The sequence below is a fragment of the Variovorax stachyos genome (assembly GCF_051400855.1).
Lineage (GTDB): Bacteria > Pseudomonadota > Gammaproteobacteria > Burkholderiales > Burkholderiaceae_C > Variovorax.
The window spans coordinates 196,210-207,385 of the sequence record NZ_JBLFFN010000009.1 but is presented as its reverse complement, the minus strand read 5'-3'; the positions used below and the strand labels follow the sequence as shown (position 1 = coordinate 207,385).

The following is an 11,176-nucleotide window of genomic DNA, read 5'->3' as shown; positions in this document are numbered from 1 at the left end:
CCGCAGCTGTCTGAGCGCAGCGCCCGCAGGGCGCGTAGCGAGTTCTGCGGCGCCGCCCCCAGGCGAGCACCGCAGCGGAGTCGGTGCGAAGCGCCGACCGCCCCAGCAGGAGCCCGGGCCGCAGACCGCCTTCCGCGGCGCGCAGGACGCACCCGCACCCGCACCCGCACCCGCACCCGCACCCGCACCCGCACCCGCACCCGCACCCGCATCAAACCCCGCGCGGTGCAATCACTCCCTGACGATCGCCCGCGGCCTCCCGTTTTCATCGATCGCCACGTAGGTGAACGTGGCCTGCGTCACCTTGATGTACTCGCCCTGCGCCTTGAAGCGCTCCGCGAAGACCTCGACCGTGACCGTCACCGAGGTGCGGCCGATCCGCACCAGCTTCGAATAGAAGGACAGGATGTCCCCCAGCCGCACCGGCTGCTTGAAGACGAACTCGTTGACGGCGACGGTGGCCATGCGGCCCTTGGCGTAGCGCGCCGGAATGACCGAGCCCGCCAGGTCGCACTGGGCCATGACCCAGCCGCCGAAGATGTCGCCGTTGGCGTTGACGTCGGCCGGCAGCGGGATCACCTTGAGCACGAGTTCCATGTCGGCGGGCAGGCTCTTGAGGGTGGCGGTGAGGTTGGCGGGAACAGACATGGGCACAATCCGGAAAAGCAACAGCCACGATTGTCTCCCCATGCGCCGTAGCGGCGAAGCCCTTTCCCCTGCCCATCACGCCTCGGCCAGCGAGCCGGCCCGCAGCGATCGCTCCGACTGGGCCACGCTGCGCCGGCTGTTTCCGTACCTGTGGCGCTACAAGTGGCGGGTGCTCGCCGCGCTGCTCTTCATGGTGGGCGCCAAGGTGGCCAACGTCGGCGTGCCGGTGCTGCTCAAGAACCTGGTCGACACCATGACGCCCAAGCCCGACGTGGCGCAGGCGCTGCTGGTGGTGCCGATCGCGTTGCTGGTCGCCTATGGGCTGCTGCGCTTCTCGACCTCGCTGTTCGGGGAGCTGCGCGAGCTGGTCTTCGCCAAGGCGACCGAGGGCGCGGCGCGCAGCATCTCGCTGGAGGTGTTCCGGCACCTGCATGCGCTGTCGCTGCGCTTCCACCTGGAGCGGCAGACCGGCGGCATGACGCGCGACATCGAGCGCGGCACGCGCGGCGTGCATTCGCTGATCTCGATGTCGCTCTACAGCATCGTGCCGACCATCATCGAGCTGACGCTGGTGCTGACCATCCTGGGCGTGAAGTTCGATGCGCTGTTCGTGTGGATCACGGGTGTCGCGCTGGTGCTCTACATCGCCTTCACCGTCACGGTGACCGAATGGCGCACGCAGTTCCGCAAGACCATGAACGAGCTCGATTCGGTGGCGCAGAGCCGCGCGATCGATTCGCTGCTGAACTACGAGACCGTCAAGTACTTCAACAACGAGGAGTTCGAGGCCGCGCGCTACGACGCCAGCCTCGACCGCTACCGCCGCGCCGCCATCAAGAGCCAGAACACGCTGAGCCTGCTCAACACCGGGCAGCAGCTGCTGATCGCGGTGAGCCTGGTGCTGATGCTGTGGCGCGCGACCGCGGGCGTGGTCGAAGGCCGCATGACGCTGGGCGACCTGGTCATGGTCAACGCGTTCATGATCCAGCTGTACATCCCGCTCAACTTCCTGGGCGTGATCTACCGCGAGATCAAGCAGAGCCTGACCGACCTGGACAAGATGTTCGTGCTGCTCGAGAAGGAGCGCGAGGTGCGCGATTCCCCGGGCGCCCGGCCGCTCGCGGGGCGCGATGCCAGCGTGCGCTTCGAGGACGTGAGCTTTGCCTACGAGCCCTCGCGGCCGATCCTCAAGCATGTGAGTTTCGACATTCCTGCCGGCAGGACGGTGGCGGTGGTCGGGCCTTCAGGCTCGGGCAAGTCGACCCTGGCGCGGCTGCTCTACCGCTTCTACGACGTCCAGCAGGGCCGCATCCTCATCGGCGGCGAGGACATCCGCGAGGTGACGCAGGCCAGCGTGCGCCAGGCCATCGGCATCGTGCCGCAGGACACGGTGCTCTTCAACGACACCATCGAATACAACATCGCCTACGGACGCCCTGGCGCCAGCCGTGCCGAGGTCGAGCAGGCGGCGCGGGCCGCGCGCATCCACGACTTCATCGCGGCGACGCCCAAGGGCTACGACACGCCGGTCGGCGAACGCGGCCTGAAGCTCTCGGGCGGCGAGAAGCAGCGCGTGGCGATCGCGCGCACGCTGCTGAAGGACCCGCCGATCCTGATCTTCGACGAGGCGACCTCGGCGCTGGACTCGGCCAACGAGCGCGCCATCCAGGCCGAGCTCAAGAGTGCGGCGCAGAACAAGACCACCCTGGTGATTGCGCACCGGCTCTCGACGGTGGTCGACGCGCACGAGATCCTGGTGCTCGAAAGCGGCGTGATCGTCGAGCGCGGCACCCATGCGCAGCTGCTCGCCAGGGACGGGCGCTATGCCCAGATGTGGGCCCTGCAGCAGATCGAGGCTGCCGAGCCCGTTCTTTGATTCCCACTGTTCCGGAGATCGGATGCCCGACAAGATTCCCCTCCTGGTGCTCAACAGCCTGTCGAGCGCCCACCAGGCCCAGATTGCCGCCGTCTACGACATGACCTACGCGCCGACGGCGGCCGAGCGCGCGGCTGCCATCGCAGCGCATGGCGCCCGCTACCGCGCGGTGCTGACCATCGGCGTGATGGGGCTCACGCCCGACGAGCTGGCGGCAATGCCGAAGGTCGAGCTGATTTGCGCCATGGGCGCAGGCTACGAGGGCCTGCCGCTGGAGGCGGCGCGCGCGCGGGGCATTGCGCTCGCCAACGGCGCCGGCACCAACGACGACTGCGTGGCCGACCATGCCTTCGGCCTGCTGATCGGCATCGTGCGCGGCATCCGCATGCTCGACCGGCAATGCCGCGAGGGCGTGTGGCGCGAGTCGATCCCGCAGCCGCCCAACGTCTCGGGCAAGCGCCTGGGCATCCTGGGCCTGGGCACCATCGGCCAGAAGATCGCCAAGCGCGCGGCCGGCTTCGACATGGAGGTCGGCTATCACAACCGCAAGCCGCGCGAGGGCGTGGCGCACCGCTACTTCGACAGCCTGAAGGCGCTGGCCGGCTGGGCCGACGTGCTGATGATCGCCACACCCGGCGGCGCCGGCACGCGGCACCTGGTCGACGCCGCCATCCTCGATGCGCTCGGGCCGCAGGGTTTCCTGGTCAACATCTCCCGCGGCAGCGTGGTCGACACCGAGGCGCTCGCCGCCGCGCTGCGCGACGGACGCATCGCGGGCGCCGGGCTCGACGTCTACGAAAGCGAGCCCAAGCGCCCCGAGCCGCTGATCGGCCTCGACAACGTGCTGCTCACGCCGCACATGGCCGGCTGGTCGCCGGAGGCCACGCAGGCGTCGGTGGACCGTTTCATGGCGAACGCCGAAGGGCACTTCGCAGGGCGCGGCGTGGTGTCGCCGATCTGAAGATCGCGTGAACACCGTCGGCCGGCAACCGGCCGCGCCTGGCATCGCTCTTGCTAATTGGCCGAGCGATTAATTAATTACGGGTTAACCCCATCTCAGCGCACGAGGAGCGGGGCTAATCTCTCGTTTTAATTAATTGAGTGATTAATTAGTTCATGCCCGACCGGATCCTCGGACCCCGGGCATTCCCTTGATTGGAGATCGAGATGCAGAAGTGGATGCGTGTGTTCGGCGCGGCGGGCGTCCTGGCCCTCGCCGCAGGAGGCGCCTGGGCGCAAGACATGGTGAAGGTCGGGGTGATCCAGCCGCTGACCGGCTCGGTGGCCTACAACGGCCAGGCCTTCGTGAGCGGTGCCAAGCTGGCGGTGGAGCGGCGCAATACCGCCGGCGGCGTGTTCGGGCGCAAGGTGGAGCTGGTGATCGAGGACGGCCAGTGCCGCCCGGCCAACTCGGTCAACGCAGCCGAGAAGCTGATCCAGCGTGACAAGGTCGTGGCGCTGACGGGCGCCTTCTGCAGTTCGGCCACGGCCGCGGTGATGCCGGTGGCCGAAAAGTACAAGGTGCCGCTGCTGAGTGGGGTGTCGTCGAAGGCCGACCTGACCGAGAAGGGCATGCAGTACTTCTTCCGCTCGGCCGAGACCGACCGCCTCATGTCGAAGACCTTCAGCAAGATCATCGCCGAGAAGCTGCAGCTCAAGAGCGTGGCCTACATCGGCGTGAACGACGATTGGGGCCGGGGCGGCGTCGAGGACTTCTCCAAGGACCTCAGCGCCCTCGGCGTGAAGACCGTGCTGAAGGAGTACTTCGACCACGGCACGACCGACTTCTACACGCTGCTGACCAAGCTCAAGGCCAGCAATGCCGACGGCGTGTTCGTCGCGGCCGAAACGCAGGACGGGTCGATCCTGGTCAAGCAGTTCAAGGAATTGGGCCTCAAGACCAAGATCTTCGGCGTCGGCTCCTGGGCGACGGCGGACTTCGTCGGCCTGGCGGGCGAGGCATCCGAGGGCATCTACGCCGCCGTTCCCTACGCGTCGAGCCTGCCGGGCGAGCGCAACAAGGCCTTCGTCGAGATGTACAGCGCCGCCTACAAGGAGAAGCCGGGCAAGTACGGTGCGGCCGGCTACAACGCGCTCAACATCATGATGGAAGCGCTCGCGCGCGCCGGCAAGGCCGAGCCCGAGGCGGTGCGCGATGCCCTGCGGAAGACCGACTACGCCGCCCCCAACGGCCGCTACCGCTTCACCGACAAGGGTGAGGGCTACGGCTTCGACGTGGTGCTGGTGCAGATCGTGAACAAGGAACCGCGCGTCGTGGCACAGAGCGCGACCGAGAAGCCCTGAGGACCGGCATGGAGCTGCTGCCACAGTATCTCGTCAACGGCCTGGTGACGGGCTCCTTCTACGCCCTGTCGGCGCTCGGCCTGACGCTGATCCTCGGCCTCATGCGCGTCGTCAACTTCGCGCATGGCGAGCTGTACATGATGGGGGGCGTCATGGGCTGGTGGGCAACCACGCGGCTCGGCCTGGACTTCTTCACCGGGCTGCTGCTGGTGGCCGTGGCGATGGGCGCCTTCGGCTGGCTGGTGGACCGCCTGCTGATCGAGCGCATCCGCGACCAAGGCGAGGAGCCCGGCATCCTGCTGACCATCGGGTTGTCGATCTTCCTGGCCAACACCGCGCTGCTGATGGTCGGCACCGCCCCGCTGAAAGTGGAGGCGCCGATCGCCGCGGGCCCGGTCTTCCTCGGCACGGTGGTCGTCACCAAGCTGCGCCTGTTCGCGGTCGCGGTGTGCGCGCTGCTGATGGTGGCCGCCTGGCTCACGATTCACAAGACCCGGCTCGGCCGCGCGATGCGCGCCACCTTCCAGGACCCGATGGCCGCGCGGCTGGTGGGCATCCGCACCTCCAGCGTCTACGCCAGCACCTTCGCCATGGGCACGGTGATCGCGTCGATGGCCGGCATGCTGCTCGGCTCGATCTACTCGGCGCAGGTGTCCGTGGGCGGGCTGGTGAGCATGAAGGCCTTCGTGGTCGTGATCCTCGGCGGCATGGGCAGCTTTGCCGGCGCCATTGCGGGCGGCCTGCTGCTCGGCGTGGCGGAGGCGCTGTGGGGCGGCTATGTGGCCACTGGCTGGGTCGACATCATCGGCTTCGCGCTGGTGATCCTGGCCCTGGTGTTCCGGCCGTACGGCCTCTTCTCCAGGCGGGTGGAGCGCGCATGAAATTCGAACGTCGCTGTCTCTGGGCCCTGATGCTGCTCGCGGCCCTGGTGCCCTTGCTGGTGCGCGACCAGTACCTGCTGCACATCGCCATCATGGTGCTGTTCTACGCGGTGCTGGCCACCAGCCTCAACCTGGTGGTGGGCTACGTCGGCGAGTTCTCGCTTGGCCATACCGCCTTCCTCGGCACGGGTGCCTATGCGGCGGCCCTGCTGTCGACGGTGCACGGCTGGCCGATCTGGGCCACCATCCCCGTCGCGGGCGTGCTGGCCGCACTGATGGGCGTCATCATCGGCGGCATCACGCTGCGGCTGCAGGGGCCGTTCTTCGTGATCGTGACCCTGTCCTTCGCCGAGGTGCTGCGCCTGGTCGCGGACAACTGGATCGCCCTCACCAACGGGCCGATGGGCATCGCGGGCGTGCCGCAGCCCGCACTGCTGGCGGATGCCGGCAACCTCGGGGCCAAGCAGTTCTACTATGCCGTGGCCTGGGTGCTGCTGGCGATCGCGCTGTACCTGTCGTACCGTTTCGTGAACTCGAATGCGGGCCGCGCGGCCGTCGCGATCCGCGAGAACCGCTATGTCGCGCAATCGATCGGCATCCGGCCGCTGACCTACTCGATGTTCGCGCTGGTGCTCGGCGCCTTCCTGTCGGGCATGGCCGGCGGCTTCTACGCGCACTACATCTCGTTCGTCGGACCCGAGGTGTTCCGCTTCGCCTTCATGGTGAGCATGATCATCATGGTGCTGATCGGCGGCAAGGGCACGCTGGTGGGGCCGCTGATCGGTGCGCTGCTGGTGACCTTCCTCGAGGAGTACCTGCGCGAAGCCAAGGAGCTGCGCCTGTCCCTCTTCGGGCTGGCAGTGATCGCGATCGTGCTCTTCCTGCCGCGCGGCCTGATGGGCTTCATCACGCGGCGCCGTGAGACCCGTGCCGTGGCTGCCGCGCCTGCGGCGTCCCCGACCGCAAGCGCGCCGCGCGCGACCCGGAGGCCTGCATGAACGCGGCGGGCACCCTGGAGGTCCGCGGCCTCAGCAAGTCCTTCGGCGGCATCCATGCCGTGAAGGACATCAGCTTCGACGTCCAACCCGGCGAGATCGTCGGCCTGATCGGCCCCAACGGCGCGGGCAAGACCACCTGCTTCAACCTGATCACCGGCTTCTACGCGCCGAGCGAGGGCAGGGTGCACTTCCGCGGGCGCGACGTGACGGGCGAGAAGCCCTATCGCATGGCGCGCCTGGGCATCGTGCGCAGCTTCCAGAAGACCAACATCCTCAAGTCGTTGACGGTGTTCGAGAACGTGCTGACCGGGCACTACCTCGAGGCGCGCCAGCCGCTCTGGCGCACCTTCTTCCCCGGCGCGCACGTGCGCCGCACCGAGCATGCCGTGCGCGAGAGCGCGGAGCGGATCGTGCACACGATGGGGCTCGGGCAACGCATGGATGTGCCTGCGTACATGCTGTCCTGCGGCGAGCTTCGCCTGCTCGAAGTGGCACTGGCACTGTCCGCCAAGCCCGAGATCCTGATGCTCGACGAACCCGCGGCCGGCCTCAACAGCCAGGAAGCGAAGACCTTCGGCGAGATCCTGAAGAAGCTGCGGGGCCCCTTCGTGCAGTCGATCCTCATCGTGGAGCACAACATGGGCCTGGTGATGGGCGTGTGCGACCGCGTGGTGGTGATGCACTTCGGCGAGAAGCTGGCCGAGGGCGCGCCGGCCGAGGTGCAGGGCGATCCGCGCGTGATCGAGGCCTATCTGGGTGGAGGAAAGAAGTCATGAGTTCGGTGATGGAAAGGCCCGTCGAGCAGGGCACGCGCGCCGCGGGCGCCCAACTGCTCGAGCTGAAGGACGTGCATGTCAGCTACGGCAAGACCGCCGCGCTGCACGGCGTGAACCTGACGGTGCAGCCGGGCGAGGTGGTCGCGCTCATCGGCGCCAACGGTGCCGGCAAGAGCACCACGCTGCGCACCATCTCCGGCCTGCTGCGCCCAACGCAGGGCGAGATCCAGTTCGATGGCCGATCCATCGGCGGCATGCCGGCCGACCGCGTGGTCGCGCTGGGCATTGCCCAGTCGCCCGAGGAGCGCCATGTCTGGCCGGCGATGAGCGTGTACGAGAACCTTTCGCTCGGTGCCTACCTGTGCAAGTCGGCCGCGGAGATCGAGCAGCGCATCGCCAAGGTGTATGCCCGCTTCCCGCGGCTGAAGGAACGCCACCGGCAGCTGGCCGGCACGCTCAGCGGTGGCGAGCAGCAGATGCTGGCCATCGGCCGCGCGCTGATGTCCGAGCCCCGGCTGTTGCTGCTCGACGAGCCCAGCCTGGGCCTGAGCCCGCGCATGGCCGAGGAGGTGTTCGACTTCGTGCGCGAGGTCCATGCACACGGCGTGACGGTGCTGCTGGTCGAGCAGAACGTGCACAACGCACTGTCGGTCGCGTCGCGGGCCTATGTGTTCGAGACCGGCCGCGTGGTCGTCGAGCGCGACGCGGCCGGGCTGCTGCAGGACCCGGAACTGCTGAGCGCCTACCTCGGCGCGTGAGCCGTGCGCGGGGCTTCGCCGCGGCGGCCTTCGTCGAACAGCGATTCGTTCATTCGTTCAAAAGCAATCCAACAGGAGATCTGGTATGAGCAAAGCAATGCGCGTGGGCATCGTCGGCGGCGGCATCGGCGGCGTCGCGCTGGCGCGGGCGCTGCGGCTGCGCGGCATCGACGCCCATGTTTTCGAGCGCGCCTGCGCCTTCGGCGAAATCGGCGCGGGCGTGCAGATGACGCCCAATGCCGCCAAGGTGCTGAAGGGCCTGGGCGTGGGCGAGGGGCTGGAGCGCATCGGCTTCCTGCCCGAGGCGATGGTCGGGCGCAACTGGAACGACGCGCGCGAGCTGTTCCGCACCCCTCTGCGCGAGGTGTGCCCGCGGCTCTTCGGAGCCGGCTTCTATCACGTGCACCGCGCCGACCTGCACGCGATCCTCTGCGAGGGCATCCCGGCGGACCGTGTGCGCTTCAACGTGCAGTGCACCGGCGTCGAGCAGCACGGCGATCGCGCGATCGCGCTGTTCTCGGACGGCACCCGCTTCGAGGCCGACCTGATCGTCGGCGCCGACGGCATCCATTCGGCAGTGCGCGATTCGCTGTGGGGCAAGACGGATGCGCGCTTCACCGGCCACATGTGCTGGCGCGCGCTGGTGCCGGTGGAGCAGCACCCGCTGCCCTTCGTGAGCCCGGACGCCTCGTTCTGGATGGGGCCCAAGGCGCACATCGTGACCTACTACGTGAAGGGCGGCGCGGCCGTCAACATCGTGGCCGTCAACGAGAGCGCGCAATGGGTGGCCGAGTCGTGGACCGAGCCCAGCACGCGCGAGGAGCTGCTGGCGGCCTACGCCGGCTGGCACCCGAACATCATCCGCCTCTTCGAGCGCACCGACACCTCTCAGATCTTCAAGTGGGGGCTGTTCGACCGCGACCCCATGAACGCCTGGTCTCAGGGGCGGGTCACGCTGCTGGGCGACGCGGCGCACCCGATGCTGCCTTTCCTGTCGCAGGGTGCGGCCATGGCGATCGAGGACGCCTACGTGCTGGCGGCCGCGCTGGCCCACTACGCCGGCGACTGTGCGGCCGCACTGCGCGCCTACGAGGCCGAGCGGTTGCCGCGCACGGCCCGCGTGCAGCTCGAGGCGCGCGAGCGGGGTCGCACCTATCACCTGTCGACGCCCGAGGAGCAGCGCCAACGCGACCTCGCCTTTCAGCAGCAGCAGGCGAAGAACCCGAACGCCGTCGGCATCAAGGCCGAATGGGTCTACGAATACGACGCGACCCGTTGCGAGGAACGCTTCGACACCGTGGCCTCTGTGGCCTGAACCGGAGGACGAACATGAAGAGCTATCGTATCGGCCAGATCGTGCCGAGTTCCAACACCACGATGGAGACCGAGATCCCCGCCATGCTGCGCCTGCGCGAGCAGGTGCGGCCGGAACGCTTCACCTTCCATTCGGCGCGCATGCGCATGAAGCAGGTCAACAAGGAAGAGCTCGCGTCGATGGACGCCGAGTCCGACCGCTGTTCGCTGGAGCTCAGCGACGCGCGCGTGGACGTGCTCGGCTATGCCTGCCTGGTCGCGATCATGGCAATGGGCCGCGGCTATCACCGCCAGTCGGAGGCCCGCCTGCGCGCGGCCACGGCCAGCAACCAGGGCGAGGCGCCGGTGGTCACCAGCGCCGGCGCCCTGGTGGATGCGCTGCGCGTCATCGGCGCACGCCGCATCGCGCTGGTCGCGCCGTACATGGTGCCGCTGACCAAGCTGGTGATCGACTACATCGAGCATGAGGGCTTCGAGGTGACGGACTGGCGTGCGCTCGAGATCCCCGACAACCTGGAGGTCGGCCGCCACGACCCGGCGCGGTTGCCGGGCATCGTCGCCGGCATGAAGACCTTCGACGTGGATGCGATCGTGCTGTCCGCCTGCGTCCAGATGCCTTCGCTGCCGGCGATCGCGCGCGTCGAGGCGGCCACCGGCAAGCCGGTCATCACGGCCGCCGTGGCCACCACCTACGCGATGCTTGGCGCGCTCGGACTGGAGCCCGTGGTGCCCGGCGCAGGTGCGCTTCTTTCCGGCGCCTATGCGGGAGCGAAGCGATGAGCGGCAGCGAGTACCTGTACGGCGCGCATGTACAGGCCAACGGCATCCGCCAGCACTACCTGCGCTACGGCGGAGACGGCGCCGAGCGCAAGTCGCGCGATGCGGTGATCCTGATCCCCGGCATCACCAGCCCGGCCGTGACCTGGGGCTTCGTGGCCGAGCGCTTCGGCCGCCACTTCGACACCTATGTGCTCGACGTGCGCGGCCGTGGCCTCAGCGAAGCCTCGGACACGCTCGACTACAGCCTCGATGCGCAGGTCGCCGACGTGATCGCGCTGGTCCAGGCCCTGGCGCTGCCGCGCTTCGCGCTGGTCGGGCATTCGATGGGCGGACGCATCGCGCTCCGCGCCGCCGGACGGCAGCCTGCAGGACTCTCTCGCGTGGTCGCGATCGATCCGCCGGTCTCCGGCCCCGGCCGACGTGCGTACCCCGCGCAGCTGCCCTGGTACGTGGACTCGATCCGCCTCGCGCGCCGCGGCATCACGCCGGAAGAGATGCGCGAGTTCTGTCCCACCTGGACCGAGGAGCAGCTGCGGCTGCGGGCGGAATGGCTGCACACCTGCGACGAGCGCGCCATCGTGACCAGCTTCGAGGGCTTCCAGACCGACGACATCCATGCCGACCTGCCGCGCATCGCCGTGCCGCTGCTGCTGATGACTGCCGAGCGCGGCGACGTGGTGCGGCCCGGCGATGTCGAGGAGATGCGCCGCCTCGCCCCTCGACTGGCCGAGGTGCGCGTGTCCGACGCCGGCCACATGATTCCCTGGGACCACGAGGCGAATTTCTATCGCGCCTTCGGCGACTTCCTGGGCCATCCGCTCGATTGAGAAGAAAGGAGAAC

At 68.4% G+C, this 11,176-nt stretch carries 11 protein-coding genes; 10 read left to right on the top strand and 1 reads right to left on the bottom strand.

The genetic code is table 11. The annotated features are described in order from the left end of the window. Positions 1–231: 231 nt before the first annotated feature. On the bottom strand, positions 232–648 hold the full coding sequence (locus ACMGEZ_RS18355; protein WP_436823702.1) for an acyl-CoA thioesterase: 417 nt from the start codon (positions 646–648) through the stop codon (positions 232–234). Between the two features lie 40 nt (positions 649–688). Here ACMGEZ_RS18355 and ACMGEZ_RS18350 point away from each other — a divergent pair, with 40 nt between their 5' ends. From ACMGEZ_RS18350 to ACMGEZ_RS18305, 10 genes are all read left to right on the top strand, one after another. Then, on the top strand, positions 689–2,524 hold the full coding sequence (locus ACMGEZ_RS18350) for an ABCB family ABC transporter ATP-binding protein/permease (protein ID WP_436823701.1): 1,836 nt from the start codon (positions 689–691) through the stop codon (positions 2,522–2,524). Positions 2,525–2,546: 22 nt separating this feature from the next. Beyond that, positions 2,547–3,485 (top strand): 2-hydroxyacid dehydrogenase, encoded by a 939-nt coding sequence (locus tag ACMGEZ_RS18345; RefSeq protein ID WP_436823700.1) that lies wholly within the window; start codon positions 2,547–2,549, stop codon positions 3,483–3,485. Between the two features lie 206 nt (positions 3,486–3,691). Further along, the gene (locus ACMGEZ_RS18340) at positions 3,692–4,828 is read left to right on the top strand and encodes an ABC transporter substrate-binding protein (protein WP_436823699.1); all 1,137 of its coding nucleotides are present in this window, start codon (positions 3,692–3,694) and stop codon (positions 4,826–4,828) included. A gap of 8 nt (positions 4,829–4,836) precedes the next feature. Beyond that, on the top strand, positions 4,837–5,709 hold the full coding sequence (locus ACMGEZ_RS18335; RefSeq protein WP_436823698.1) for a branched-chain amino acid ABC transporter permease: 873 nt from the start codon (positions 4,837–4,839) through the stop codon (positions 5,707–5,709). Continuing rightward, a complete protein-coding gene (locus ACMGEZ_RS18330; protein WP_436823697.1) occupies positions 5,706–6,707 on the top strand; it encodes a branched-chain amino acid ABC transporter permease in 1,002 nt (333 codons plus the stop codon). Before ACMGEZ_RS18335 ends, ACMGEZ_RS18330 begins: the two co-directional genes overlap by 4 nt. Continuing rightward, a complete protein-coding gene (locus ACMGEZ_RS18325; protein WP_436823696.1) occupies positions 6,704–7,483 on the top strand; it encodes an ABC transporter ATP-binding protein in 780 nt (259 codons plus the stop codon). Before ACMGEZ_RS18330 ends, ACMGEZ_RS18325 begins: the two co-directional genes overlap by 4 nt. Then, positions 7,480–8,241 carry an ABC transporter ATP-binding protein gene (locus tag ACMGEZ_RS18320; RefSeq protein WP_436823695.1) on the top strand — a complete coding sequence of 254 codons (762 nt, stop codon included), beginning with the start codon at positions 7,480–7,482 and terminating at the stop codon, positions 8,239–8,241. Before ACMGEZ_RS18325 ends, ACMGEZ_RS18320 begins: the two co-directional genes overlap by 4 nt. An 85-nt stretch (positions 8,242–8,326) precedes the next feature. Further along, positions 8,327–9,556 carry an FAD-dependent monooxygenase gene (locus tag ACMGEZ_RS18315; protein ID WP_436823694.1) on the top strand — a complete coding sequence of 410 codons (1,230 nt, stop codon included), beginning with the start codon at positions 8,327–8,329 and terminating at the stop codon, positions 9,554–9,556. Positions 9,557–9,570: 14 nt separating this feature from the next. Continuing rightward, positions 9,571–10,335, top strand: a complete 765-nt coding sequence (locus ACMGEZ_RS18310) for a maleate cis-trans isomerase family protein (protein ID WP_436823693.1) — start codon at positions 9,571–9,573, stop codon at positions 10,333–10,335. After that, the gene (locus ACMGEZ_RS18305; protein ID WP_436823692.1) at positions 10,332–11,162 is read left to right on the top strand and encodes an alpha/beta fold hydrolase; all 831 of its coding nucleotides are present in this window, start codon (positions 10,332–10,334) and stop codon (positions 11,160–11,162) included. The genes ACMGEZ_RS18310 and ACMGEZ_RS18305 overlap by 4 nt, the downstream gene beginning before the upstream one ends. Positions 11,163–11,176: the final 14 nt, after the last annotated feature.